The sequence below is a fragment of the Microbacterium oxydans genome (genome assembly GCF_026559675.1).
Lineage (GTDB): Bacteria > Actinomycetota > Actinomycetes > Actinomycetales > Microbacteriaceae > Microbacterium > Microbacterium oxydans_D.
In genome coordinates this window covers 2,491,732-2,516,948 of the sequence record NZ_CP092891.1, presented here as the reverse complement: position 1 = coordinate 2,516,948, position 25,217 = coordinate 2,491,732, and the positions used below count along the sequence as shown (strand labels likewise).

The following is a 25,217-nucleotide window of genomic DNA, read 5'->3' as shown; positions in this document are numbered from 1 at the left end:
ATGGCAGTGACCGACCCCCGCACCTCAGCACGAGCAGTGTCCGATGACCCGGAGTACGCGGCGAACCTGCGCCGGGCGACGCTCGCGTCCAGCATCGGCAGCGCGCTCGAGTACTTCGATTTCGCGCTCTACGGGCTCTCGACGGCGTTGATCTTCAACGTCCTGTTCTTCCCGCAGGACGACCCCGCCATGGCCACGGTCGCCGCGTTCGCGACCTTCGGCGTCGGCTTCCTCGCGCGACCGTTCGGCGGCCTGTTCTTCGGCGTCCTGGGCGACAAGCTCGGACGCAAGTGGGTCCTGGTCGCCACGATCGTCCTGATGGGCGGGGCCTCGACCGCGATCGGCCTGTTGCCCACCTATGAGGCGATCGGGCTCTGGGCCCCCATCCTGCTGGTGCTGATGCGCCTCCTGCAGGGCTTCGGTGCGGGCGCCGAGCAGGCGGGCGCGACGGTGCTGATGGCCGAGTACGCGCCCGTCAAGCGCCGAGGCTTCTTCTCGGCCCTGCCGTTCGTCGGCATCCAGGCCGGAACCCTGCTCGCCGCGGTCGTCTTCGGGCTGATCACGCTGCTCCCCGAGGACCAGCTGCTCAGCTGGGGATGGCGCGTGCCGTTCCTCGCCTCGTTCGCGCTGATCCTGCTCGCCCTGTTCATCCGGATGCGGTTGCGCGAGACGCCGACCTTCATCGAGCTCGAGAAGCACGAGCAGATCGCGGACCGCCCCATCAAGGAGATCTTCACGCACGGGCTCCCGGGCGTCATCGTCGGCATCGGTCTGCGGATGGCCGAGAACGGCGGCTCCTACATGTTCCAGACCCTCGGCCTCGCCTTCTTCGTCACGGTGGTCGGTGACAGTGCCGACAAGAGCCTGCTCACGTGGGGCGTCACCCTCGGATCGCTGATCGGCGTCTTCTCCGTGCCGTTCACCGGACACCTCTCCGACCGCTTCGGGCGTCGCACGGTGTACCGGTTCGGAGCGGTCTTCATGCTCGTCTACACGTTCCCCGCGTGGTGGCTGCTGTCGCTCGGCAACTACGCCGTGGCCATCGGCGTGATCGCGATCGGCATCGGCGTGGCCGTGAACAGCATGCTCGGACCGCAGTGCGCCATGCTCCCCGAGCTCTTCGGCAACCGTCACCGCTACCTGGGGGTGGCGATGGCCCGCGAGATCTCGGCCGTGCTCGCCGGTGGTCTCGCCGGTGTGCTCGGTGCGTACCTCATCGCGGTGAGCGACGGGAACTGGGTGCTCCTCGCGATCTACATGGCCGTGCTCGCACTGATCACGACCGCATCGACGTTCCTCGCTCCCGAGACGCTGCGTCGCGATCTCACCCGCGTCGATGACGCGATCAAGGTCTCCCGGGGAGAGGGCGGGGACGACGTCTTCGCCACGACCGTCTCGATCAAGGCCGTCGGACGGTGAGCGCCCTGCCCGCGGGTCTCGCCCTCTTCGACCTCAGCGACCGCACGGCGCTCGTGACCGGATCGAGCCAGGGCATCGGCCGGACCCTCGCGGAAGGACTCGCCGGAGCGGGTGCGACCGTCGTGGTGCATGGGCGCGACGCCGTGAAAGCGGCGGCGGCAGCGCGCGAGATCGCGCAGGCGACGGGAGCGGTGGTCCACAGCGTCGTCTTCGATGTCACCGACGCTGCGGCGGTGGATACGGGGATGCGTGAGGTCGAGCAGCTCGTCGGCACGCCCGACATCCTCGTGAACAACGCCGGCGTCCAGCGGCGGGCGCCGATCGCGGAGTTCGCGGACGAGGACTGGGATGCGCTCGTGCAGACCAACCTCTCCAGCGTGTTCCACCTGTCGCGCCGCGTCGCGGCCGGCATGATCGCCCGGGGCTCGGGAAAGATCATCCAGATCGGCAGCGTGCAGTCGCAGCTCGCCCGTCCGTCGATCGCCGCGTACGCGGCGACCAAGGGTGCGATCGTGATGTTCACGAAGGGGCTGTGCGCCGACCTCGCCCCGCACGGCATCCAGGCGAACGCCATCGCTCCGGGCTACTTCGCGACCGCGCTCACGCAGGCGCTCGTCGAGGACGAGGAGTTCTCGGCATGGGTCCGCGGGCGCACGCCGGCCGGACGCTGGGGAGACACCCGCGACCTCGTCGGCGCCGTCCTCTTCCTCGCCGGCGGTGCGAGCGACTTCGTCAACGGCCAGACGCTCTTCGTCGACGGCGGAATGACGGCGGTCGTCTGATGCGTCTCGGTCGAGTGATGTCCCCGGAGGGCCCCCGCTGGGTGCGCGAGACGCCTGACGGGTTCCTCCCGATCTCCGACCCGTTCCTCGCGTTCGCGGAGGGCCGCGCCCCGCATGACGAGGGGGACGCCGTCGAGGGAACCGTCGTCGCCCCGGTCGATCCGCTCGTCATCGTCGGCATCGCCCAGAACGGTCCCGACCACATCTCGCCGGTGCAGGCGTGGCTCAAGAGCCCGAGGACCGTGATCGGAAGCGGCGCGGAGGTCGCGCTGCGGCGCGACGCGGGCGCGCCGGTGGCCGAAGGGGAGATCGCCGTCGTGATCGGCCGGGCGACACACGGATTGACGGCGCGGAATGCTCATGAGTACGTGCTCGGCATCACGGCCGTGAACGATCTCTCCAGCCCCGACCGCGCGCGCATCGATCCGCGCAACTTCGAGTCCAAGTCGGGGGAGGGGTACACGCCCCTCGGCCCGTGGATCGACACCGAGGCGGGGATCGACGACGTCGACCTCGACGTCGAGGTCGACGGGCTCCTCGTCGCCCGGACCGGGAGCAGGGAGCTGCCGATGGCGATCCGCGAATGCCTCGCCTACGTCGCCGCGTGGTCCGTTCTGGGGCCCGGCGACGTCGTGATGACCGGTGCTCCCCATTCGCAGGCGCCGGTGCGAGCCGGCCAGCGCGTGACGATCAGGGTGGCCGGAGTCGAGCTGGTCACGGCGCTCGTCTGACCGAGGAGGAGACATGGTGGACAACCTCGCCGTGGTGGCCCACGCCGCCGACGATCTGCGGATCGAGGACATCGGCGCTCCCGCGCCCCACTCCGACGAGGCGGTCGTCGCGGTCGCCTACGGGGGAATCTGCGGGTCCGACCTGCACTACTTCCGGCACGGCGCGGCCGGGGCCTCGGTGCTGCGCGAGCCGATGGTCCTGGGGCACGAGGTGTCGGGTGTCGTCGCCGTCGCCGCGGCGGACGGTTCGGGCCCCGTCGTCGGCACACCGGTGGCCGTGCACCCCCTGACCCCGCACGGTGACGGGCGCACGCCCTGGCCGTCCGATCAGCCGAACCTCGCGCCGGCTTCGACCTACCTCGGCTCGGCGATGCACCTGCCGCACACGCAGGGGGCGTTCGCACGACGTGTCGCGATGCCCACGCGCATGCTGCACCCCCTGCCCGCGGGTCTCGATCTCCGCACCGCCGCGCTGGCCGAGCCCGCGGCCGTGGCCTGGCATGCCCTGCAGCGAGCCGGCGAAGTGCGCGGGCGTCGTGTCGTCGTCATCGGCGCGGGCCCGATCGGTCAGCTGGTCGCCGCGGTCGCCCAGCGCGGCGGGGCGGCGTCCGTGACGGTCACCGACCTGCAGCAGCGTCCGCGTGAGATCGCCGAGGCGCGCGGCATCCGGGCGATCGATGCCCGGGCCGAGGCGGAGATCGCCGAGCTCCATGCCGACATCGTGGTCGAATCCAGCGGCACCGTCCCCGGACTCGCGGCCGCGGTCTCGGCGGCGATCCGCGGCGGAACGGTCGTGCTGCTCGGTCTGCAGCGCGGGGGAGATGTTCCCGCGCCCCTGGCCACGGCGATCACCCGCGAACTGACACTCCGCGGCTCGTTCCGCTTCGGCGCCGAGTTCGACGACGTCATCGCCGCCCTCGCCGACGGCAGCCTGGACGTCCGCGGTATCATCAGCGAGGTGCTGCCGGTCGAGCATTCTCACGATGCCTTCGCGCTGGCAGCCGATCCCGCGAGCTCCTGCAAGGTGCTCATCGATTTCGGCCTGGAGATATGACTGTGCGCATCGTCGTGATGGGTCCCAGCGGCTGCGGCAAGTCCACGGTCGGCGCGGCGCTCGCGGTGAGCATCGGGGCGCGCTTCGTCGACGGCGACGACCTGCATCCGCTGACGAACGTCGAGAAGATGGCCGCCGGCATCCCGCTCGATGATGCCGACCGGATGCCGTGGCTCCGCACGGTCGGAGCGGCGCTCCACGGCGAGGAACGGATCGTCATCGCCTGCTCCGCGCTGCGTCGTCGCTATCGGGACGCGATCCGCGAAGAGTCGCCCGACGCGTTCTTCGTGGAGCTGGTGGTGGACCGCGCCACGCTGGAAGCGCGGCTGACGCAGCGCGCAGAGCACTTCATGCCCGCATCGCTGCTGGATTCGCAGCTGGAGACCCTGGAGTCGCTGCAGGACGACGAGAACGGCGTCCGCGTCTCGGCGTCGCTCGCTCTGGACGAGGAGCTGCGCCTCATCCGCGATGCGGCGCAGGCGTCGGCCCGGTGAGCGGAGCCGCTCAGTCCTTGCGGTAGCCCGAGCGTCCCATCGCGAACAGGGCGATGAACGACGTGACGGCCGCGCACACGGTCATGGCTCCGATCAGCCAGAGGAGTGCGTGCGAGAGGAAGGCGCCGTCGAGCATGGGGGTTCTCCGTGTTCTGCAGGAATAGGACCGGTGTCCTCAGCCTATCGGGTCATCCGGTACCATTGAGGCTGTACCTCGGCGAGGGATGCTTCTGCGCGTGCGCGATCATCCGTTATCGACGCGGCGAAGCAAGCCCGGTGGCTTTCCTCCTGCGTCAGCGAGTTCGAAAATTCCAAGACCACCGCGCGGCGCCTTCGCTGCGTGCCCCGAAGGAGAACCTCATGTCTGAAGACACCAAGGTCCAGGCCGAGCTGCGCGACAGCTTCGGCAAGGGCTTCGCCCGCCGCCTCCGCGCCGCCGGCAAGATCCCCGCCGTCATCTACGGCCACGGCACCGAGCCGGTGCACGTCGCACTGCCGGGCCACCAGGTCTCGCTCATCATCCGTCGCGCCAACGCGCTGCTGGAGCTCGACATCGAGGGCAAGTCCCAGCTCGCCCTGGTGAAGGACGTCCAGAAGGACCCGGTGCACCAGATCATCGAGCACATCGACCTCCTCGTCGTGAAGAAGGGCGAGAAGGTCGCCATCGACGTCCCGATCGTCGTCACGGGCGAGTCCGCTGCGGGCACCATCGTGAACCTCGACGCGACCACGCTGTCGATCGAGGCCGAGGCCACGCACATCCCGCAGAACATCGAGGTCTCGGTCGAGGGCCTGGAAGAGGGCGCGCACATCACCGGCGCCGACGTGAAGCTCCCCAAGGGCTCCACGCTGCTCTCCGACCCCGAGGTGCTCGTCGTCGCGATCTCCGTGCCGGCCGCGCCCACCGAGGACGACGCCGAGGGCGAGACCGCCGAGGCCACCGAGGCAGCCGAAGAGGCCGCCGCGGAGTGATCTCCGACTGATTCATCACAGAGGGGACGCGATCCGATCGCGTCCCCTCTGTCGTATCCTGACCCGGGGTCCTGCCCCGCGCAGTGAGAGGACGAGGACATGGCATCGACCTGGCTCGTGGTGGGACTCGGCAACCCCGGCCCGCGATACGAGACGACCCGGCACAACATCGGTCAGATGGTGGTCGACGAGATCGCGTCTCGCCGAGGTGAGGCGTTCCGTGAGCACAAGGGCGGCGCGCGCGTCGTCGAGACCTGGCTGCGTCCCGGTGCGGACAAGATCGTGCTGGCGAAGCCGAACACCTTCATGAACGTCTCGGGGACGCCGGTGGCCGCGCTCGCCCGGTTCTACTCGGTTCCTCCCGAGCAGGTCATCGTCGTGCACGACGAGCTCGACATCCCCTTCGACACGGTGAAGCTCAAGACCGGAGGCGGCCACGGCGGGCACAACGGTGTCCGCGACGTCGCTCGGGCGCTCGGTACGCCCGACTTCCCGCGCGTGCGGGTGGGCATCGGGCGACCCGTCGGTCGACAGGATCCCGCCGACTGGGTGCTCGCGCCCTTCGGGAAGGACGAGCGGCCGAACCTGCCCATCCTCATCTCGGACGCGGCCGACGCCGTCGAGCTGCTCGTGGGAGAAGGGCTGCTCGCGGCACAGCAGAAGCACCACGCACCGCGCTGAGGCGGTGCCTGGGCTGGTCGGTGGACGGCGTCAGGCCGTGTACGACGCGAAGCCGGCCGCGCTGCCGGCGCCGAGGGCGATGACCAGCACGACGAAGAAGATCACGACGGCGAGCACGGCCACGACGAGTGCGGCGATGCCGGCCCCGCGGCCCTGCTTCTTGCGGATCGCGATGATGCCGATCACGATCGCGGCGATGCCGAGGATCGTGCCGATCCAGAACGACAGCTCCGCCCACAGCACCTGATCGCGGACGGGGGAGAGGATGCTGAGGTCTCCGGTGGTCGTCGTGACGCCCGTCGGCAGGACACGACCGATCTCGAACGCGCTGATCCCGGCGATGATCGGGGTCACGACCGCGGCGACGGCCGCCAGGATCAGGGACAGCATTCCCAGAAGCTTCGAGCGGGGCGGAGCGGTCTCCGGGACCGCGTAGGTGCCCGCGGGGGCCGCGTAGCCGCCGACGGGGACCTGGTAGGCCCCGGGAGGCGCTGCCGGGTACCCTGCCGGGGCGGAGGGCACGGTCTGGGCGGGCGGTGCCGGGTAGCCTGCGGGCGGTGCCGGTGCGAGCGGGGGAGCCGGGGCGACCGGGGGAGCCGGATATGTCGGAACGTTCGGGAGCGACTGGCCGCCGGGAGCAGCAGGGGAGTTCGACGGTGCGGGGAACTCCGGGGACGGGGGCGGCAGCTGCGGATCGGTCACGCCCCCATCCTAGGGCGAGGCTCAGACGCGGCGGAGCAGCCCCACGCGGTCGTACACGTCCGACAGCGTGGCGTCGGCGACGGCGTCCGCCCGGCCGGCGTTCTCGGCGAGGATGCGGTCGAGCTCGGCCGGGTCGTCGAGCAGTTCGAGCGCACGCGCACGGACCGGCTCGAACTCGTTCACGACGACCTCGGCGAGGCCCTTCTTGAAGTCGCCGTAGCCGCGTCCCGCGTACTCGTTCTCGATCGCGGCGACCTGGCGCCCGGTGAGGGCCGCGTAGATCGTGAGCAGGTTCGAGACACCGGGCTTGTTCTCGCGGTCGAAGCGCACCGAGCCCTCGTTGTCGGTCACCGCGCGCATGACCTTCTTCGCCGACTTCGCGGGGTCGTCGAGCATCCAGAGCACCCCGGCGTCGCTCTCGGCCGACTTCGACATCTTCGCGGTCGGGTTCTGCAGGTCGTAGATGCGCGCGGTCTCCTTCTGGATGACCGGCATCGGCACGGTGAAGGTCTCGCCGAACCGCGAGTTGAAGCGCTCCGCGAGGTCACGTGTGAGCTCGACGTGCTGCTTCTGGTCGTCGCCCACCGGCACCACGTCGGTCTGGTAGAGCAGGATGTCGGCGGCCATGAGCACCGGATACGTGAACAGGCCGACGCTCGTCGAGTCTGCGCCGTAGCGGGAGGACTTGTCCTTGAACTGCGTCATCCGGCCGGCCTCGCCGAAGCCGGTGATGGTGCTGAGGATCCAGGCCAGCTCGGCGTGCGCGCGCACGTGCGACTGCACGTACAGGGTCGACAGCGACGGCTCGATCCCGGCGGCGATGTACTGCGCGGCCGTGCGACGCGTCTTCTCGCGGAGCTCGGCCGGGTCCTGGGCGACCGTGATCGCGTGCAGATCGACGACGGAGAAGAACGCGTCGTAGGAGCTCTGCAGGTCCCGCCACTGGAGCAGCGCACCGATGTAGTTGCCGATCTGGAGGGAGTCGGCGGAGGGCTGCATTCCGGAGTAAAGGCGAGGTTTCGTCACGGGATCAATCCTATGGGGTGCGTGCCGTGCCCCTACGATGGGCGCATGGCCTCCGTGTCCCCGCGTTCACGGTCGCGAGGGGATCGGGCCCTCTATGTCGAGATCCTCATCGTCGCGCCCCTGGACGAGGTGTGGCGGCTGACGCAGGATCCGGCCTCGCACGTGCGCTGGGACGCGCGTTTCAGCGACATCGTGCCACAGCGCACCCGAGCAGACGGTGCGCAGGACTTCCGCTACGAGCTCGATCTCGTGGTGCACACGATCCGCGGGACCGGTGTATCGCTCGCCACGAAGGAGAGCCCCTCGGGAGAGCGCACCTCCGCGCTGCTCTTCGACACCGACGACGTGCTCTCGCCGCTCGGAACCGGGCGCGGCTATTGGCGCTACGTGCCGACGGAGAAGGGCGTGCGATTCCTCACCGGCTACGACTACGCACCGGGATGGGGATGGTTGGGACGCGTTCTCGATCCGCTGGTGACCCGACGGTTCGTCTGGTGGCTCACCGCCCGCAGCTTCGATCGTCTCCGGTTGTGGGCCGAGCTGGGCATACCTCCGGAGGAGACCAGCGGCTGGCGGTCGCTCCGGCGCGGGTACCGACCACGCGCACGCAACTGCCTCTCGCGCCCCCGGCGCACCGGGCGGACCATCATGGAGGACGCACCGGTATCCCTCGAGGAGATCGCATGACGACCGGGACCGGGATCTTCGAGCGCGCACTGGGAGACGACTTCGCGCGCCTCCATCCGCAGCTGCAGCGCCGCTTCGGGGTCGGCGTGGACGCCGGATACGGCTGCATCGGACGCGGGGTGATGTCCGAGGTCCGGCGAGGCCCGTGGTGGACCCTGCCTTTCCTGCTGATCGGCACGTTCCGCAACATCCTGTTCCCCGAGCGGGGGCGGGACGTGCCGTTCCGGATCGACAACTTGGCCTACGTCGACGACTTCGGTCGCGAGACCGTGACCTTCGTGCGGACGATGGACGTGCGCCCCGGCCGCCGCCGCCGATTCGACGCGACCATGATCTACAGCGACGCGCGTCGACGGGTGGTCGACTACCTGGGTACGCACCAGCACCTGGCCGTCGACCTCGATCTGGCCGTCACCAACGACGGCGGGCTCCTGCTCACCTCGGGCGCACAGCGCTTCTACGAGGGGCCCATCGCCTTCCGCTTCCCGATGCTCTTCAGCGGGCGCGCTCGGCTCATCGAGCGCTACGACGACGAGCAGGAACGGTATCTGATCGACCTCGAGATCCACAACGATGTCTTCGGGTTCCTTTTCGGCTACCGCGGTGCCTTCACCTGCGAGTTCGTCGGCGGACCGGCTCCGGAGACCGTCAAGCCGTACCGCGAGGAGATCCGCGAGTGACCGCGAGCGGAGCCGCCTTTCTCGAAGCGCTGGGGGAGGAGGCGGAGAGGCTTCATCCCGAGCTCCTGGCGCAGATGCGCGTCGAGGCGAGGAACGACGGAGCCGAGGGGGTCTTCGCGGTCGCCGGCAGCCGGTTCGGGCGCCTCGCCGCCCTCGCGTCGCCCCTCGTCGGGCCGCGGCTGCTCGTCACGCGGTTCGGCCGCGACGTACCCTTCCGGATCGATACCGTGTCCGGTCGATCGCCCTCGGGACGGCCGACGCTCGACACGGTCCGGGAGTTCCGTTTCGCCGACACGACACAGCACGTCGTCGACCGGCTCTTCGCGACGGGACATCCCGGCCTCGTCCAGAATGCGCTGGGGTCGAGGGGTCGGGTCGAGATGCTCGAGGAGTGCTCGGTGACCGATGACGGTGCACTGCGTATGCGCACTCGGGCCGTCGCGCTGCGTCTCGGCCGATGCAGGATCGCGCTGCGCGGGATTCTCCGCATCGACGTCGATCTCGTCGACGGCTGGGACGGCACTCACGACCGACGCACCATCGAGATGCGCGCGACGAGTCCCGTGCTCGGGACCGTCCTGGAGTACCGGGGATGGTACCGCTACGCGGATGCCACCCCCGGCGCCGCTCAGTAGCGGTAGTCGACGACGACGGGCGCGTGGTCGCTCCAGCGCTGGTCATAGGCCGCAGCGCGCGCGACGTGGTAGGTCTCCACACGCTCGGCGAGTGCAGGCGTCGCCAGGTGGTAGTCGATGCGCCACCCGGAGTCGTTGTCGAACGCCTGCCCGCGCATCGACCACCAGGTGTACGGTCCGTCGACCTCGCCGTGGAACTTCCGCCCCACGTCGATCCAGCCGAGGCCGGTGCCCACGGTGCCGTCGACACCGGAGACCTCCGAGCCGGCCTCGCCGAGGAACCGATCGAAGTACGCGCGCTCGCGAGGAAGGAACCCGGCCTTCTTGCGGTTGCCGCGCCAGTTCTTGATGTCGAGCTCGCGGTGCCCGACGTTCAGGTCGCCGGTCACGAGGGCGAGGGCGCCGTCGGCGCCGAGTTCTCCGAGCCGCGTGCCGAACGCGTCGAGGAACTTCCACTTCTCGTCCTGTTTCGGGGTGTCGGCCTCACCGGAGTGGACGTAGGCGCTGACGACGGTGAGCGGGCGGTCGCCGATCAGGAAGTCCGCCTCGATCCAGCGTCCCTTGGAGTCGAAGTCCTCGGGCCCGAATGCGGTGCGCGTGGCGAGGGCGGGCGTGCGGCTGGCGATCGCGACCCCGGCGCGGCCCTTGGCGGTGGCCTCGTCATGGACGATGGACCAGCCCGGCAGCGCGGCTTCCAGGTGCTCGTCCTGCCCGCGGACCTCCTGGAGCGTGAGGATGTCGACATCGGCGGCATCCAGCCAGGAGCTCATCCCGTTGCGAGCCGCCGCTCGGATTCCGTTGACATTGACCGTGGCGATACGCAGATGAGGCATACCGACAAGCCTAACGAGCGCCGCCGACATCCTTTCCCGAGCGGTTCAGCTCCGACAGGAGGCGCTGCGCCAGGGGGGTGTTCGACGGTGCGGGAGGGGGAGGGGAGGCCTCGAGGTCGTGGAGCTCGTCCTCCGCGGCGCGCACGGCCCTCTCCGCGGACCAGGCGCGGTACCACGGGGCGGCCGCGCGGGCGGCGTGGGCCCGGCGCACGCGGATCCTCGCCGCCGTCAGCAGCGCCTGGTACTCGGCCTGCCGACGCTCCGCCTCCGTCTGGGGGAGGAGGGGGAGGTCGCGATCCTGCGCGGACACGGCGATCCAGGAGGAGGCGACGAGCATCACCACGCCGTTGACGCGGAACCACAGCAGGAGACCGATGAAGATGGCGAAGGTGGCGAGCAGGGGATTGGAGGGCGTGTAGCTCAGCAGGAAACCCGCTCCGTACTGCAGGATCGTCATCGCGCCGCCGCCGAGGAGGGCTCCGGGCCAGATCGTGCGCCAGCGCAGCGACGTCCCGGTGAGGAAGCGGACCATCGCCGCGAGAGCCGCCGACATCAGGGCGAACGACACCAGGACGGTGCCGATGCGGATGCTGATGTTGACGCCGTCGGAGCCGGAGTCCCAGCCGAGCAGGCTGAGGAGCCAGCTCAGCACCGCCGCGCTGGCGGAGCTGAGGAGCGAGCCGGCGACGAGCGCGGCACCGAAGATCACGGCCGCGAGCAGGTCGCGGGCCTTCAGGATCACGTAGCTGCGGCGGTCCGGCGGGAGACCGAAGATGTCCCTGGTCGCGCGGCGCGAGAACGTGACCCACCCGATCGCCGTCCAGATGACGGTGCCCAGGGCGATCAGACCCGTGATGCTCAGGACGCCGGTGGTGTTCGCGGCGATGTCCTTCACCTGTTCGGGCGTGACCACGCCGCCCTCGCCCTGCGGGAGGATCAGGTTCGGGATGTAGTTGTTGATCATGTCGATCAGGCCGTCGACCGCTTCCTCGCTGCCGCCGAGCCAGAGCCCGGCGATCGCGAAGGCGAGGTAGATCGCGGCGAAGATCGCGAAGAGGGCCTGGTAGCTCACGCCTGCGGCCAGCAGGAAGCCGTTGTGCTGCAGGAAGTGGCGCCAGACACGGACGGGGAACAGGCCCAGGGTCCGTTGCGTCAGTGCGGTCGCGCGTTCGACGGCCGCATCGAGACGACCGGACTCGGTCGCGGAGCCATCGGGTTCAGACACGTCCCCACCCTATCCAAGCGCGGGAGAGCAGGAGCGCAGGCCCCATGACGCGAGAGCAGGCGGTCCCCCGAAGGGAACCGCCTGCTCTCGCATGACCGCCTGGTGCGGCGGGTCAGGGACGTCCGCGCAGGACCGCCTGCTTGACCTCGGCGATGGCCTTGGTGACCTCGATGCCGCGGGGGCAGGCCTCGGAGCAGTTGAAGGTGGTGCGGCAGCGCCACACGCCTTCCTTGTCGTTGAGGATGTCGAGGCGGACCGCCGCGTTGTCGTCGCGCGAGTCGAAGATGAAACGGTGCGCGTTGACGATCGCCGCCGGGCCGAAGTACTGGCCGTCGGTCCAGAACACGGGGCACGACGAGGTGCACGCGGCGCAGAGGATGCACTTGGTGGTGTCGTCGAAGATCTCGCGGTCGGCGATGGTCTGGACGCGCTCCTTGCCCTTCTCCGGCACGGAGCTGGCGACGAGGAACGGCTGCACCTCGCGGTACGACGCGAAGAACGGCTCCATGTCGACGACGAGGTCCTTCTCCAGCGGCAGACCCTTGATGGCCTCGACGTAGATCGGCTTCGAGATGTCGAGGTCCTTGATCAGCGTCTTGCAGGCGAGGCGGTTGCGACCGTTGATGCGCATCGCGTCCGAGCCGCAGATGCCGTGTGCGCAGGAGCGGCGGAAGGTGAGCGAGCCGTCGACCTCCCACTTGATCTTGTGCAGGGCGTCGAGCACGCGGTCGGTGGAGTAGAGCTCCACGTCGTAGTCGACCCAGTGCGGCTCGGAGTCGACCTCCGGGTTGAACCGACGGATGTTGAACGTGACGATGAACGACTGGATGCCGGTCTCTTCGGTCGTGTCGGCAGGTGCCTCTGCGATGGCGTTGGACATGCTCAGTACTTCCTCTCCATCGGCGGGTAGTTCAACTCGCCCTGATCGTTCTTCGTGAAGACGACGGGCTTCCAGTCGAGCTTGATGTGATCGCCCGGGTCGGAGGAGTGGGCGTCACCGGTCAGGTAGGCCATGGTGTGCTTCATGTACTTCTCGTCGTTGCGCTTCGGGAAGTCGTCGCGCATGTGGCCGCCGCGGCTCTCCTCGCGGTTCTGCGCCGCGTAGACGACGACCTCGGCGATGTCGAGCAGGAAGCCCAGCTCGACGGCCTCGAGCAGGTCGGTGTTGAACCGCTGGCCCTTGTCGTCGACGTGGATGTTCTTGTAGCGCTCGCGCAGCTCGGCGATCACGCCGAGCACGTGCTGGAGCGACTCGTGCGTGCGGAAGACCTGCGCGCCCTTGTCCATCTCGTCCTGGAGCGTCTTGCGCAGGACGGCGATGCGCTCGGTGCCCTGGTTGTTGCGCAGGCCCTCGAGCATGTCGGAGACGAACGCCGCGGGGTTCTCCGGCAGCGGGACGAACTCGGCGGTCTTGACGTACTCCACGGCGTTGCGGCCGCTGCGCTTGCCGAACACGTTGATGTCGAGCAGCGAGTTGGTGCCGAGGCGGTTGGCGCCGTGCACCGAGACGCAGGCGCACTCGCCGGCCGCGTAGAGGCCGGGGACGATGGTGTCGTTGTCCGCGAGGACCTCGCCGTTGTTGTTGGTGGGGATGCCGCCCATGGCGTAGTGCGCGGTCGGCATGACCGGGACCGGCTCGACGACCGGGTCGACACCCAGGTACGTGCGGGCGAACTCGGTGATGTCGGGGAGCTTGGTCTCGAGGACCTCCGCGCCGAGGTGCGTGCAGTCCAGGAGGACGTAGTCCTTGTGGGGACCGGCGCCGCGGCCGTCGAGGACCTCCTGCACCATGCAGCGCGCGACGATGTCACGCGGAGCGAGGTCCTTGATGGTCGGGGCGTAGCGCTCCATGAAGCGCTCACCCGAGGCGTTGCGCAGGATCGCGCCCTCGCCTCGTGCGCCCTCGGTGAGGAGGATGCCGAGACCGGCGAGGCCGGTGGGATGGAACTGGAAGAACTCCAGGTCCTCCAGGGGGAGGCCCTTGCGCCAGACGATGCCGACGCCGTCGCCCGTGAGGGTGTGCGCGTTCGAGGTCGTCTTGAAGATCTTGCCGAAGCCGCCGGTCGCGAAGATGACGGCCTTGGCCTGGAAGACGTGCAGCTCGCCGGTGGCGAGGTCGTATGCGACCACACCCGAGACCTGCGTCTTGCCGTCGGCATCCTTCACCGTGAGCAGGTCGAGCACGTAGAACTCGTTGAAGAAGTTGATGCCGAGCTTGACGCAGTTCTGGAACAGCGTCTGCAGGATCATGTGGCCGGTGCGGTCGGCGGCGTAGCAGGCGCGGCGGACCGGGGTCTTGCCGTGCTCCGCCGTGTGCCCGCCGAAGCGACGCTGGTCGATCTTGCCCTCGGGCGTGCGGTTGAAGGGGAGGCCCATGTTCTCGAGGTCGATGACCGCGTCGATGGCCTCCTTCGCGAGGATCTCGGCCGCATCCTGGTCGACCAGGTAGTCGCCACCCTTGACGGTGTCGAAGGTGTGCCACTCCCAGGAGTCCTCTTCGACGTTCGCGAGGGCCGCGGCCATACCGCCCTGTGCCGCGCCGGTGTGCGAGCGGGTGGGGTAGAGCTTGGAGATCACGGCGGTCTTCGCGCCGGGACCGGCCTCGATCGCGGCGCGCATGCCGGCGCCGCCGGCGCCCACGATGACGATGTCGAACTGGTGGTAGTGCACGCCGTCACGGACGACGGAATCCTGCGTCTCGGTAGTCACTTCTTCTTAGCCTTCTTCTCAGTTCCCGACCAGCGCGGCGCATTCGTTCCACAGGACGCTGCTCTCCGTCACGCCCAGGCAGGGGTCGAACGTGAACACGACGAGCGTGCCGAGCAGGATCAGCAGGCCGGCGGCGAGGCCGAGCGCCCAGGTGAGCGCCTTGCGGGCGGTGTTGTTCGTGACGTAGTCGTTCACGATCGTGCGCATGCCGTTCGCGCCGTGGATGAGTGCCAGCCACAGCATCAGCACGTCCCACCACTGCCAGAACGGCGTGGCGAACTTGCCGGCGATGAAGGCGAAGTCGAGGGCGTGGATGCCTTCGCCGACCATGAGGTTGACGAACAGGTGGCCGAAGATCAGCACGACGAGCACGACGCCCGAGACGCGCATGAAGACCCAGCCCCACTTCTCGAGGTTGACTCCGCGCCGACGGCGGACGGGGGTGGCGGCGATGGTCTGTGCGGACATCAGTGACCCCCTCCGAACCCGGCGAACGCGAGCATCAGGTGGCGGGGCACGAAGCCGGCCATGATGATGCCCCACACCAGCAGCACGCCCCAGAAGAGCTGACGCTGGTACTTGGCACCCTTCGACCAGAAGTCGACCGCGATGATGCGCAGGCCGTTCATGGCGTGGAACACGATGCCGGCGACGAGCACGACCTCGCCGAGCGCCATGACGGGGTTCTTGTACGTGCCGATCACGGCGTTGTACGCCTCCGGCGAGACCCTGATCAGTGCCGTGTCGAGCACGTGCACCAACAGGAAGAAGAAGATGGCGACTCCGGTGATGCGGTGAAGCACCCACGACCACATGCCTTCGCGACCCCTGTAAAGGGTGCCGCGGGGGGTCTTGGACGTGGTTTCCGAAATCGACGGTGTCAAGCGAGCGCTCGTGGACACGGTCGTCCTCCCTGATCGATGTGCGTCGGTCGCGTGCACTGCTCTCGTTCAAGTGTGAGCCTGTCGAAGTCTCAGGCACGCCCGATCGCTGTCCATCCTATTCCTGTCAGATCACTGGGAGCGACGAAGGGGAACCTAAGTATCTCGATGTCGAGAGTTCTTCCCGGGCTACCCTGGCAGGGTGAGCGCACCCATCAAGGATTTCTACGCAGTGATTCCCGCCGGCGGCATCGGCAGCCGGCTGTGGCCGCTGTCCCGTGCGGACGCCCCGAAGTTCCTGCACGACCTCACCGGCTCGGGCCACTCCCTGCTGCGCGACACCTGGGACCGCCTCGAACCTCTCACCGGAGCCGATCGGATCGCCGTCGTCACCGGACGCGCGCACCGCGCCGCCGTCGAGGCGGAGCTCCCCGGCATCGCCGACCTCAACGTCTTCCTCGAGTCCGAGCCGCGCGAGTCCGCTGCAGCCATCGGGCTCGCCGCCGCGATCCTGCACCGCCGCGAACCCGACGTGATCATCGGCTCCTTCAGTGCCGACCACGTGATCCGCAGCACCCGCGTGTTCGAGTTCGCCGTGCGCGACGCCGTCGAGGTCGCCCGCGAGGGATACATCTGCACCATCGGCATCACGCCGACCGAGCCCGCGATCGGCTTCGGGTACATCAAGAAGGGCCCGGAGCTCGTGGTCGACGGCGCACGCGAGGCCGCGCTCGTGGAGAGCTTCGTGGAGAAGCCCGACCTGGAGACGGCGAAGGAGTACCTCGCCGACCGCGGGTACCTCTGGAACGCGGGCATGTTCATCGCCCGGGCGAGCGTGCTGCTGGACGAGCTCGCCGCGAACGAGCCGGAGCTGCATGCGGGACTTCTGGAACTCGCCGAGGCGTGGGACGACCGGGACCGCCGCGGACCCGCGGTCGATCGGATCTGGCCGCGGCTGAAGAAGATCGCCATCGACTACGCGGTCGCCGAGCCCGCGGCCCGTCGCGGACGCCTTGCCGTCGTCCCCGGTCACTTCGACTGGGACGACGTGGGCGACTTCGCCTCGCTGACCAAGCTCATCAACAACGGCAGGAAGAACGACCTCGCCGTCCTCGGCCCGAACGCGCGCGTGCTCACCGACGGCGCGAGCGGGATCCTGGTGAGCCAGACCTCGCGGGTCATCAGCCTCGTGGGGGTGCAGGACATCGTCGTGGTCGACACCCCGGACGCCCTGCTGGTGACCACCGTCGAGCACGCGCAGCGCGTGAAGGGCGTGGTGGAGTCGCTGAAGCTCACCGGTCGCGGCGACGTGCTCTGACACCTGCGCCGATGAGCACCACCTCACGCTCATCGGCTGGCTTGATTTCAGCTTGGTAACCATTGGTCAGCACTCACGGCGCGAGCGTGCACAAAAGCCGAAACAGTAGGTAACTTTGAGCGATCCGCGATGGCCGCGGTTTCGTTGAGGGAGGCATCAGTTGACCATCTCCACCACCAAGAAGCTGCTCGGCGTCACCGTCGCCGCGGGCGTCATCTTCGCACTCGCCGGCTGCGGCCAGGCGCCGACCGACAAGCCCGCAGGCTCTGAGAAGCCGGTCGACTCCGACTTCCTCCCCTGCCTCGTCTCCGACGCGGGCGGCTGGAACGACAAGTCGTTCAACCAGTCGGCCAAGGAGGGCATGGACAGCGCCGCCAAGGAGCTGGGCATCAAGCCCCTCGAGTTCGAGTCCGCGAACGACAACGACTACGCGCCGAACCTCGAGACCGCGGTCTCCGAGGGCTGCTCGCTCATCGTCTCCGTCGGCTTCAAGCTCTCGGCCGCCACGGTCGAGTCCGCGCTCGCGAACCCCGACCTCGACTACGCGATCATCGACGACTGGGCCGACAACGACTTCGACGGCACGGTCGACGCTCCGAACATCAAGCCGCTGGTCTTCGACACGGCTCAGGCTGCTTACCTCGGTGGCTACGCCGCCGCGTCCTGGTCCGCCCAGAGCGGTGTGAACAAGGTCGGCACCTTCGGCGGAATGCAGATCCCGTCGGTCGCCGTGTTCATGGACGGCTACCAGCTCGGTGTCGAGAAGTACAACGAGGACAAGTCGGCATCGGTCCAGGTCTTCGGCTGGGACGAGGCGACGCAGAAGGGCTCCTTCACGGGTGGCTTCGACGCGAACGACACGGCCAAGCAGACCGCACAGGGCGTGCTCGACCAGGGCGTCGACGTGATCCTCCCGGTCGGCGGTCCCGTCTACCAGAGCGCGGCTGCGGCGATCGCCGACAGCGGCAAGGACACCCTGATGCTCGGCGTCGACAGCGACCTCGCGGTCGCCGACCCGAACGTCGCCGGCATCACGCTGGTCTCGATCATGAAGGCCATCGACGTGGCGGTGAAGGACGCGACCATGGCCGCGGCCAAGGGCGAGTTCGACCCGGCCCCGTACGTGGGCACGCTCGAGAACGAGGGCGTCAAGCTCTCCGGCTTCGGCGACTTCGAGTCGAAGCTCCCGGAGGGGCTGACCGACGAGCTCAAGACCCTGCAGGAGCAGATCATCTCGGGCGACATCAAGGTGGAGTCCCCGAACTCCCCGACCTCCAAGTAGATCCGTCGCAGTTCCCGCACGGGGCGAGTGGTGAGCAGGCTGCCACTCGCCCCGTGCCGTGGACGGACGATGATTCTCCTGGATGACTCTTCTGGATAAGGTGCAGATATGAAGCTCGAACTTCGCGGCATCACCAAGCGATTCGGCACCCTCGTTGCCAACGATCACATCGATCTGGTGGTCGAACCGGGTGAGATCCACGCGCTGCTCGGTGAGAACGGCGCAGGCAAGTCCACCCTCATGAACGTGCTCTACGGCCTGTATCAGGCCGACGAGGGCGAGATCCTCCTCGACGACGAGGTGCAGCGCTTCCGCGGTCCCGGTGACGCGATGGCTGCGGGGATCGGCATGGTCCACCAGCACTTCATGCTCGTCCCGGTGTTCACCGTGGCCGAGAACGTGATGCTGGGTCACGAGCAGACCAAGGCGCTCGGCACGCTCGACATCGCGAAGGCGCGAGAGCATGTGCGATCGGTCGCGGCCCGGTTCGGATTCGACATCGATCCCGACGCGCTCGTCGGCGATCTGCCCGTCGGCGTGCAGCAGCGCGTCGAGATCATCAAGGCGCTGTCGCGCGACGCGAAGGTGCTCGTGTTCGACGAGCCGACCGCGGTGCTCACGCCGCAGGAGACCGACGAGCTGATGGGCATCATGCGCCAGCTCCGCGACGAGGGCACGGCGATCGTGTTCATCACGCACAAGCTCCGCGAGGTCCGCGAGGTCGCCGACAAGATCACGATCGTCCGCCTCGGCAAGGTCGTGGGCGAGGCTTCCCCCACGGCGACGAACTCCGAGCTGGCATCGCTCATGGTCGGCCGCGCGGTCGAGCTCACGGTGCACAAGGAGCCGCCCCGCCTGGGTGAGGGCGGTTTCGAGGTGAAGGACCTGCGCGTGCTGACTCCCGCGGGCGCGATCGTCGTCGACGGCGTCGACTTCGCCGTCCGCCCCGGAGAGGTGCTCGCGATCGCGGGCGTCCAGGGCAACGGCCAGACCGAGCTGGTGGAGGCCATCGTCGGTCTCGCCGCACGTGTCGAGGGCAGCATCCAGCTCGACGGCAAGGAGCTCGTCGGCCGGAGCGTGCGCGCCATCCTCGACGCCGGTGTCGGCTTCGTCCCGGAGGACCGCACGGAAGACGGCCTCGTCGCCGGCTTCTCGGTGGCGGAGAACCTGATCCTCGACCGCTCCGACGACCCGGCGTTCAGCCGCGCGGGCACGCTGCGCCGCTCGGCGCTCGACGAGTTCGCCCGGGCGCGCATCGCGGAGTACGACATCCGCACGCAGGGTCCGGAGACTCCCGCGGGCACGCTGTCCGGCGGAAACCAGCAGAAGGTCGTGATCGCCCGCGAGATGAGCCGCGACCTGCGGCTGCTCGTCGCGGCGCAGCCGACCCGTGGAGTGGACGTCGGCTCGATCGAGTTCATCCACAAGCGGATCATCGAGACCCGGGATGCGGGCGTGCCCGTGATCGTCGTCTCCACGGAGCTCGACGAGGTCGCAGCTCTCGCCGATCGGATCGCGGTCATGTACCGCGGCACCATCGTCGGCATCGTCCCCGGCGACACGCCTCGGGAGACGCTCGGACTCATGATGGCCGGAGCGGCCGAAGGGGAGGTGGCCGCGTGAGCGGTACGACGCCCGGCGCAGGTGATGTGACCAAGGGGATCCCTCCGCAGGAGCTCGCGACGAGCACCGGAACGGTCCCGCGCGATCCCGCCGACGTGCCTCCGCCCCCGCGCGGCAACGTCATCCTCAAGGAGATCCTCCGCGGCAACGCGGTCACCACGATCCTCGCGATCGTGCTGGCGCTGATCGTCGGCGGCATCCTCATCGCCTTCACGAACGAAGACGTGCAGGCGGCATCCGTCTACTTCTTCGCGCAGCCCGGTGACACGTTCGTCGCCGCCTGGAACGCCGTGTACAACGGCTACGAGGCGCTCTTCCGCGGTGCGATCTTCAACGCCCGCGGCGCGGACTTCGCGGCGCAGATCCGCCCGCTGACCAACACGCTCGGCTTCGCGGCCCCGCTGATCGCGGCCGGCCTCGGCGTCGCGCTGGCGTTCCGCGTCGGCCTGTTCAACATCGGTGCGCGCGGCCAGATGCTCATCGGTGTCGCGGTCGCGGCGCTGCTGACGTTCTCGCTCGACCTGCCGATCTGGCTGCACATCCCGGTCACGCTGATCGCGGGCATCGCCGGCGGTGCGCTCTGGGGCGCCATCGCGGGACTCATCAAGGCGCGCACCGGTGCGCACGAGGTGATCCTCACGATCATGCTCAACTACATCGCGTACTACCTGCTGCTGTGGATGATCCGCACTCCGGGCCTGCTGCAGAAGCCGGGGACGAACCAGGCCCTCGGCTCCGCGACGCCGCAGAGCGCGCAGTTCCCGACGCTGCTCGGACCGCAGTTCCCGCTGCTCGACCTGGGCTTCGTGATCGTGATCGTGGCGACCCTGTTCGTGTGGTGGCTCATCGAGCGGTCCTCGCTCGGCATGCGGATGCGCGCCGTGGGCGAGAACCCGCACGCCGCACGCGCCGCCGGCATCAGCGTGCAGCGCATCTACGTGTACGCGATGCTGTTCGCCGGTGGACTGGCGGGCCTCGCCGGGATGAACCAGATCCAGGGCGCGGTCACCACCGGTGTCACCGAGACCATCGACGCCGGCATCGGCTTCGACGCGATCACCGTCGCCCTCCTCGGGCGCAGCCGCGCCTGGGGGACCTTCGCCGCCGGCATCCTGTTCGGCGCGCTCAAGGCGGGTTCCTTCTCGATGCAGGCGCAGAACATCCCGGTCGACATCGTGCTCGTGGTCCAGTCCCTCGTCGTGCTGTTCATCGCCGCGCCGCCGCTGCTGCGCTCGGTGTTCTTCCTTCCGAAGACCGACGTGGAGAAGGCGGCCAGGCTCAGAGCCAAGGCCGCGAAGAAGGCGGTGACGGCATGATGTCCCTCGTGCAGACCCAGGCGGCTGACGGCACCGTGCAGCTCGCCACCGTGAAGGAGCGTCACCTCAAGGCGCCGATCGTGCTCGCCGCGGCCGCCGCGCTGCTGGCGCTGCTCTTCCTCGCCGTGCCGCGTGACGGCATCAGCACCTTCCGGCTCTCCGACCCCTCGTCGGCGCTCGCGCTGCCGGACGTGGCGCTGCCGACGGCCTCGACCTTCTGGGTCGTGTTCGGCATCCTGGTGGTCCTGACGGTCGGAGCGTTCCTCCGGGCGTGGACCTACCGTGCACCCGGGCTCTGGCTGGTCATCGCCTACAGCGTCCTGGCCGTCTTCGCGTTCCTCGTGTGGGCCTCGGCCGGCGGACTCGTTCCCGTCACCAGCCTGCTGTTCGGTGCGGTGTCGCTGTCGGTGCCGCTCGTGTTCGGCGCCCTGGGCGGCGTCATCGGTGAACGTGCCGGTGTGGTCAACGTCGCGATCGAGGGGCAGCTGCTCCTCGGCGCGTTCTCCGCCGCACTGCTCTCCAGCATCACCGGCAACCCGTTCGTCGGCCTCGTCGGAGCGATGATCGGCGGTGTCCTGGTGGCCAGCGTGCTCGCCGCATTCGCGATCAAGTACCTCGTCGAGCAGGTCATCGTCGGTGTCGTGCTGAACGTCCTCGTCACCGGTCTCACCGGGTTCCTCTACGGCGCGCTGCTCGCGCCGAACGAGCAGACGCTGAACACCCCGGTGCGGTTCCCGCGCTTCGAGATCCCGCTGCTCAGCGACATCCCGATCATCGGACCGGTGCTGTTCAACCAGACGTTCATCGGGTATCTGATGTTCATCACCGTCGCCGTCGTGGCCTGGGGCCTGTACCGCACCCGCTGGGGTCTGCGGCTGCGTGCCGTCGGCGAGCACCCGCAGGCCGCCGACACGGTCGGCATCAAGGTCAACCCGACGCGCTTCTGGAACGTGCTGCTCGCCGGTGCGATCGCGGGCATGGGCGGCGCGTACTTCACGCTGGTCTCGGTGCCGCAGTTCGGCAAGGACATGACGGCCGGGCTCGGCTTCATCGCCCTCGCCGCGGTCATCTTCGGACGCTGGGACCCGATCCGTGCGACGCTCGCGGCGCTGCTCTTCGGCTTCGCGACCAACCTGCAGAACCTGCTGTCGATCCTGAAGACGCCCATCCCCGGCGAGTTCATGCTGATGCTTCCCTACGTCGTGACGCTGCTCGCGGTCGCCGGGTTCGCCGGGCAGATCAAGGCCCCTGCCGCCGACGGCAAGCCGTACATCAAGTCCTAGGCCGGTCGGGAAGAGAGAAGCATCGCAATGACGGACATCGACTGGGATGAGCTGCGCCAGGTCGCCACGGATGCCATGACGAAGGCGTACGCGCCGTATTCGCGCTATCGCGTGGGGGCGGCGGCGCTCGTCGGCGACGGGCGCATCGTGGCCGGCTGCAACGTGGAGAACGCGTCGTACGGCGTGACGCTCTGCGCCGAGTGCGCGCTGGTGGGCGACCTGCACATGTCCGGCGGCGGCCAGCTCGTCGCCTTCGTGTGCGTCAACAACGAGGGGCAGACGATCATGCCGTGCGGACGCTGTCGCCAGCTGCTGTTCGAGCATGCGATGCCCGGGATGCTCCTGGAGACGGTCTCCGGCATCCGCACGATCGACGAGGTGCTGCCCGATGCGTTCGGGCCGCGCGACCTGGAGGAAGCACGATGACGACGGTGGAGCCTTTCGACGCGGTGGACGTGATCCGCGCCAAGCGCGACGGCGGTGTCGTCCCCGAGGCGGCGCTGCGCTGGATGATCGACGCGTACACGCGCGGCTACGTCTCCGATGCGCAGATGGCCTCGTTCGCGATGGCGATCTTCCAGCGCGGCATGGAGCGCGACGAGATCCGCGTGCTGACCGACGCGATGATCGCGTCGGGGGAGCGGATGAGCTTCGCGTCCCTCGGCAAGCGCACGGTCGACAAGCACTCGACGGGCGGGGTCGGTGACAAGATCACCCTTCCGCTCGCTCCTCTGGTCGCGGCGTTCGGCGTGGCCGTGCCGCAGCTGAGCGGACGCGGCCTCGGTCACACCGGCGGCACGCTCGACAAGCTCGAGTCGATCCCGGGCTGGCGCGCGGCGCTCAGCAACGAGGAGATGTTCGCGCAGATGCAGGGCGACGTCGGCGCGGTCATCTGCGCCGCGGGTTCGGGCCTCGCCCCCGCGGACAAGAAGCTCTATGCGCTCCGCGACGTGACCGGCACGGTCGAGGCGATCCCGCTGATCGCGTCGAGCATCATGTCGAAGAAGATCGCGGAGGGCACCGACGCTCTGGTGCTGGACGTGAAGTTCGGCTCCGGCGCCTTCATGCAGGACATCGATCGCGCCCGCGAGCTCGCTCGAACCATGGTCGCGCTCGGCACCGACTCCGGCGTCGCGACGACCGCCCTCCTGACCGACATGAACGTCCCGCTCGGCCTCGCGATCGGCAACGCCAACGAGGTGCGCGAGTCGGTCGAGATCCTCGCCGGCGGCGGTCCCGCCGACGTGCGCGAGCTGACGCTGGCCCTCGCCCGGGAGATGCTCGCCCTCGCCGGCCAGCCGGACGCCGATGTGGAGGCCGCGCTCGACGACGGCCGCGCCATGGACAGCTGGAAGGCCATGATCCGCGCGCAGGACGGCGACCCGGACGCGGCGCTGCCGACGGCGAGGGAGACACACGTCGTGACGGCTCCGGCCGACGGCGTGATCACGCGCATGGACGCGCTCCCGTTCGGCGTGGCCGCATGGCGGCTCGGGGCCGGACGTGCCAGGGCCGAGGACCCGGTGGTCTTCGAGGCCGGCATCGACCTGCACGCGAAGCCGGGCGACCGCGTCGTCGCCGGGCAGCCGCTCTTCACGCTGTCCGCCGCGGACGAGGCGCGTTTCCCGCGTGCCATCGACGCGCTCGACGGCGCGTGGGAGATCGGCGACGAGGCACCGGAGACCGGTCCCATCGTGCGGGAGCGCATCACGGCGTGACGGCGGACCGCTAGCCTGAACTGAGCACATCCGCGACCGAGAGGATCACCATGTCGATCGATGCGAACGGCGACGTCACGCTGCAGGGCGTCTCCCTGCGGAGCCTCCCGAAGGTGTCGCTGCACGACCACCTCGACGGGGCTCTGCGCCCGGCGACGATCATCGAGCTCGCGGACGCGATCGGACTGGAGACCCCGGAGACCGATCCGGCCGCCCTCGGCACCTGGTTCGCGAAGCAGAGCGACTCGGGTTCGCTGGTGGAGTACCTCAAGACCTTCGACCTGACGACGGCCGTCATGCAGACGAAGGAGGGCCTGACCCGCGTCGCGCGCGAGTTCGTGCAGGACCTCGCTGCGGACGGCGTCGTGTACGGCGAGGTGCGCTGGGCGCCGGAGCAGCATCTGTCCCGTGGCCTCACGCTCGAGCAGACCGTCGAAGCCGTGCAGCAGGGGATCGAGGAGGGTGAGGACGCCGCCGACCGCGACGGCCGCAGCATCCGCGTCGGTCAGCTGATCACGGCCATGCGTCACACCGATCGTGCCCGGGAGATCGCGGAGCTCGCGGTCGGCTTCCGCGGACGCGGTGCGGTGGGCTTCGACATCGCCGGTCCCGAGGACGGCTTCCCGCCGTCGAACCATCGCGCGGCCTTCGACTACCTCGCCGAGAACTTCTTCCCCGTGACGGTGCATGCCGGTGAGGCGGCCGGGCTCGCCTCGATCCGCTCGGCGCTCCTGGACGGCCGCGCCCTCCGGCTCGGCCACGGCGTGCGCATCGCCGAAGACCTCCAGGTCGTCACGCAGGAGGGCGACGAGGTGCAGGTGCAGTTCGGCGACCTGGCCCGCTGGGTGCGCGACCGTGAGATCCCGCTGGAGCTGTCGCCGTCCTCGAACCTGCAGACCGGCGCGATCTCCGCGTGGGGCAACACGCTGGTCGATCACCCGTTCGATCTGCTGTACCAGCTCGGATTCGCGGTGACCGTGAACGTCGACAACCGCACGATGAGCGCCACGTCGCTCACGCGCGAGCTGGCCCTGCTCGTGGAGGCCTTCGAGTACGACCTCGACGACCTCGAGACCTTCCAGTTCAACGCCGCCGCGGCGGCGTTCCTCCCCGTGGAGGAGCGCGAGGAGCTCGTGGAGATGATCGCCGAGGGATTCGACATCTGA

27 protein-coding genes are annotated in these 25,217 nt (G+C 69.0%); 18 read left to right on the top strand and 9 right to left on the bottom strand.

The window, feature by feature from the left end; all coding sequences use genetic code 11:
• From MME74_RS12125 to MME74_RS12105, 5 genes are read left to right on the top strand one after another with little or no spacing between them, the layout of a single operon-like run.
• A complete protein-coding gene (locus MME74_RS12125; RefSeq protein ID WP_267415280.1) occupies nucleotides 1–1,419 on the top strand; it encodes an MFS transporter in 1,419 nt (472 codons plus the stop codon).
• Nucleotides 1,416–2,201 carry an SDR family oxidoreductase gene (locus tag MME74_RS12120; protein WP_267415279.1) on the top strand — a complete coding sequence of 262 codons (786 nt, stop codon included), beginning with the start codon at nucleotides 1,416–1,418 and terminating at the stop codon, nucleotides 2,199–2,201. The genes MME74_RS12125 and MME74_RS12120 overlap by 4 nt, the downstream gene beginning before the upstream one ends.
• Before the next feature lie 17 nt (nucleotides 2,202–2,218).
• Nucleotides 2,219–2,932: a fumarylacetoacetate hydrolase family protein gene (locus tag MME74_RS12115; protein ID WP_267415278.1), complete on the top strand. Its 714-nt coding sequence runs from the start codon at nucleotides 2,219–2,221 to the stop codon at nucleotides 2,930–2,932.
• Between the two features lie 13 nt (nucleotides 2,933–2,945).
• A complete protein-coding gene (locus MME74_RS12110) occupies nucleotides 2,946–3,986 on the top strand; it encodes an alcohol dehydrogenase catalytic domain-containing protein (protein WP_267415277.1) in 1,041 nt (346 codons plus the stop codon).
• Nucleotides 3,983–4,480 (top strand): gluconokinase, encoded by a 498-nt coding sequence (locus MME74_RS12105; protein WP_267415276.1) that lies wholly within the window; start codon nucleotides 3,983–3,985, stop codon nucleotides 4,478–4,480. The genes MME74_RS12110 and MME74_RS12105 overlap by 4 nt, the downstream gene beginning before the upstream one ends.
• A 10-nt stretch (nucleotides 4,481–4,490) precedes the next feature.
• On the opposite strand, the gene MME74_RS12100 is transcribed toward MME74_RS12105, so the two are convergent.
• Nucleotides 4,491–4,616: a hypothetical protein gene (locus tag MME74_RS12100; RefSeq protein WP_017828452.1), complete on the bottom strand. Its 126-nt coding sequence runs from the start codon at nucleotides 4,614–4,616 to the stop codon at nucleotides 4,491–4,493.
• Between the two features lie 224 nt (nucleotides 4,617–4,840).
• Here MME74_RS12100 and MME74_RS12095 point away from each other — a divergent pair, with 224 nt between their 5' ends.
• Nucleotides 4,841–5,452, top strand: a complete 612-nt coding sequence (locus MME74_RS12095) for a 50S ribosomal protein L25/general stress protein Ctc (RefSeq protein ID WP_267415275.1) — start codon at nucleotides 4,841–4,843, stop codon at nucleotides 5,450–5,452.
• Between the two features lie 99 nt (nucleotides 5,453–5,551).
• Nucleotides 5,552–6,133 carry an aminoacyl-tRNA hydrolase gene (pth, locus tag MME74_RS12090; RefSeq protein ID WP_267415274.1) on the top strand — a complete coding sequence of 194 codons (582 nt, stop codon included), beginning with the start codon at nucleotides 5,552–5,554 and terminating at the stop codon, nucleotides 6,131–6,133.
• Between the two features lie 30 nt (nucleotides 6,134–6,163).
• On the opposite strand, the gene MME74_RS12085 is transcribed toward pth, so the two are convergent.
• Nucleotides 6,164–6,835, bottom strand: coding sequence for a hypothetical protein (locus MME74_RS12085; RefSeq protein ID WP_267415272.1), 672 nt, complete (start codon nucleotides 6,833–6,835; stop codon nucleotides 6,164–6,166).
• Between the two features lie 21 nt (nucleotides 6,836–6,856).
• Nucleotides 6,857–7,861: a tryptophan--tRNA ligase gene (gene trpS / locus MME74_RS12080; protein WP_267415271.1), complete on the bottom strand. Its 1,005-nt coding sequence runs from the start codon at nucleotides 7,859–7,861 to the stop codon at nucleotides 6,857–6,859.
• A 45-nt stretch (nucleotides 7,862–7,906) separates the two neighbouring features.
• On the opposite strand from trpS, the gene MME74_RS12075 reads away from it, so the two are divergent.
• From MME74_RS12075 to MME74_RS12065, 3 genes are read left to right on the top strand one after another with little or no spacing between them, the layout of a single operon-like run.
• Complete coding sequence (locus MME74_RS12075) at nucleotides 7,907–8,548, top strand: SRPBCC family protein (protein WP_267415270.1); 642 nt, start codon at nucleotides 7,907–7,909, stop codon at nucleotides 8,546–8,548.
• Nucleotides 8,545–9,228, top strand: a complete 684-nt coding sequence (locus MME74_RS12070; protein ID WP_267415269.1) for a DUF4166 domain-containing protein — start codon at nucleotides 8,545–8,547, stop codon at nucleotides 9,226–9,228. Before MME74_RS12075 ends, MME74_RS12070 begins: the two co-directional genes overlap by 4 nt.
• Nucleotides 9,225–9,863, top strand: coding sequence for a DUF4166 domain-containing protein (locus MME74_RS12065; RefSeq protein ID WP_267415268.1), 639 nt, complete (start codon nucleotides 9,225–9,227; stop codon nucleotides 9,861–9,863). The genes MME74_RS12070 and MME74_RS12065 overlap by 4 nt, the downstream gene beginning before the upstream one ends.
• On the opposite strand, the gene MME74_RS12060 is transcribed toward MME74_RS12065, so the two are convergent.
• The 6 genes from MME74_RS12060 to sdhC form a co-directional block, all read right to left on the bottom strand.
• Complete coding sequence (locus MME74_RS12060; RefSeq protein WP_267415267.1) at nucleotides 9,857–10,696, bottom strand: exodeoxyribonuclease III; 840 nt, start codon at nucleotides 10,694–10,696, stop codon at nucleotides 9,857–9,859. The two genes, MME74_RS12065 and MME74_RS12060, sit on opposite strands and share 7 nt — an antisense overlap.
• Nucleotides 10,697–10,706: 10 nt before the next feature.
• Nucleotides 10,707–11,921, bottom strand: a complete 1,215-nt coding sequence (locus MME74_RS12055; RefSeq protein WP_267415266.1) for a YihY/virulence factor BrkB family protein — start codon at nucleotides 11,919–11,921, stop codon at nucleotides 10,707–10,709.
• Between the two features lie 112 nt (nucleotides 11,922–12,033).
• A complete protein-coding gene (locus MME74_RS12050; RefSeq protein WP_267415265.1) occupies nucleotides 12,034–12,801 on the bottom strand; it encodes a succinate dehydrogenase iron-sulfur subunit in 768 nt (255 codons plus the stop codon).
• A 2-nt stretch (nucleotides 12,802–12,803) separates the two neighbouring features.
• A complete protein-coding gene (sdhA, locus tag MME74_RS12045; protein WP_267415263.1) occupies nucleotides 12,804–14,630 on the bottom strand; it encodes a succinate dehydrogenase flavoprotein subunit in 1,827 nt (608 codons plus the stop codon).
• Nucleotides 14,631–14,648: 18 nt separating this feature from the next.
• Nucleotides 14,649–15,098, bottom strand: coding sequence for a succinate dehydrogenase hydrophobic membrane anchor subunit (locus MME74_RS12040; RefSeq protein ID WP_267415262.1), 450 nt, complete (start codon nucleotides 15,096–15,098; stop codon nucleotides 14,649–14,651).
• Complete coding sequence (gene sdhC, locus MME74_RS12035; protein WP_074731658.1) at nucleotides 15,098–15,532, bottom strand: succinate dehydrogenase, cytochrome b556 subunit; 435 nt, start codon at nucleotides 15,530–15,532, stop codon at nucleotides 15,098–15,100. Before sdhC ends, MME74_RS12040 begins: the two co-directional genes overlap by 1 nt.
• A gap of 181 nt (nucleotides 15,533–15,713) precedes the next feature.
• Here sdhC and MME74_RS12030 point away from each other — a divergent pair, with 181 nt between their 5' ends.
• The 8 genes from MME74_RS12030 to MME74_RS11995 all read left to right on the top strand — a co-directional run bounded on the left by MME74_RS12030 (nucleotide 15,714) and on the right by MME74_RS11995 (nucleotide 25,217).
• Nucleotides 15,714–16,829: a mannose-1-phosphate guanylyltransferase gene (locus tag MME74_RS12030; RefSeq protein ID WP_267415258.1), complete on the top strand. Its 1,116-nt coding sequence runs from the start codon at nucleotides 15,714–15,716 to the stop codon at nucleotides 16,827–16,829.
• 160 nt (nucleotides 16,830–16,989) lie between these two features.
• On the top strand, nucleotides 16,990–18,111 hold the full coding sequence (locus MME74_RS12025) for a BMP family lipoprotein (RefSeq protein WP_267415257.1): 1,122 nt from the start codon (nucleotides 16,990–16,992) through the stop codon (nucleotides 18,109–18,111).
• A 108-nt stretch (nucleotides 18,112–18,219) separates the two neighbouring features.
• Nucleotides 18,220–19,734 carry an ABC transporter ATP-binding protein gene (locus tag MME74_RS12020; protein ID WP_267415256.1) on the top strand — a complete coding sequence of 505 codons (1,515 nt, stop codon included), beginning with the start codon at nucleotides 18,220–18,222 and terminating at the stop codon, nucleotides 19,732–19,734.
• Complete coding sequence (locus MME74_RS12015) at nucleotides 19,731–21,050, top strand: ABC transporter permease (RefSeq protein ID WP_267415254.1); 1,320 nt, start codon at nucleotides 19,731–19,733, stop codon at nucleotides 21,048–21,050. The genes MME74_RS12020 and MME74_RS12015 overlap by 4 nt, the downstream gene beginning before the upstream one ends.
• The gene (locus tag MME74_RS12010; RefSeq protein ID WP_416383345.1) at nucleotides 21,050–22,333 is read left to right on the top strand and encodes an ABC transporter permease; all 1,284 of its coding nucleotides are present in this window, start codon (nucleotides 21,050–21,052) and stop codon (nucleotides 22,331–22,333) included. Before MME74_RS12015 ends, MME74_RS12010 begins: the two co-directional genes overlap by 1 nt.
• A 27-nt stretch (nucleotides 22,334–22,360) precedes the next feature.
• Nucleotides 22,361–22,759 (top strand): cytidine deaminase, encoded by a 399-nt coding sequence (locus MME74_RS12005; protein ID WP_017828470.1) that lies wholly within the window; start codon nucleotides 22,361–22,363, stop codon nucleotides 22,757–22,759.
• Nucleotides 22,756–24,051, top strand: coding sequence for a thymidine phosphorylase (locus MME74_RS12000; RefSeq protein WP_267415252.1), 1,296 nt, complete (start codon nucleotides 22,756–22,758; stop codon nucleotides 24,049–24,051). Before MME74_RS12005 ends, MME74_RS12000 begins: the two co-directional genes overlap by 4 nt.
• Nucleotides 24,052–24,101: 50 nt before the next feature.
• The gene (locus MME74_RS11995; RefSeq protein WP_267415251.1) at nucleotides 24,102–25,217 is read left to right on the top strand and encodes an adenosine deaminase; all 1,116 of its coding nucleotides are present in this window, start codon (nucleotides 24,102–24,104) and stop codon (nucleotides 25,215–25,217) included.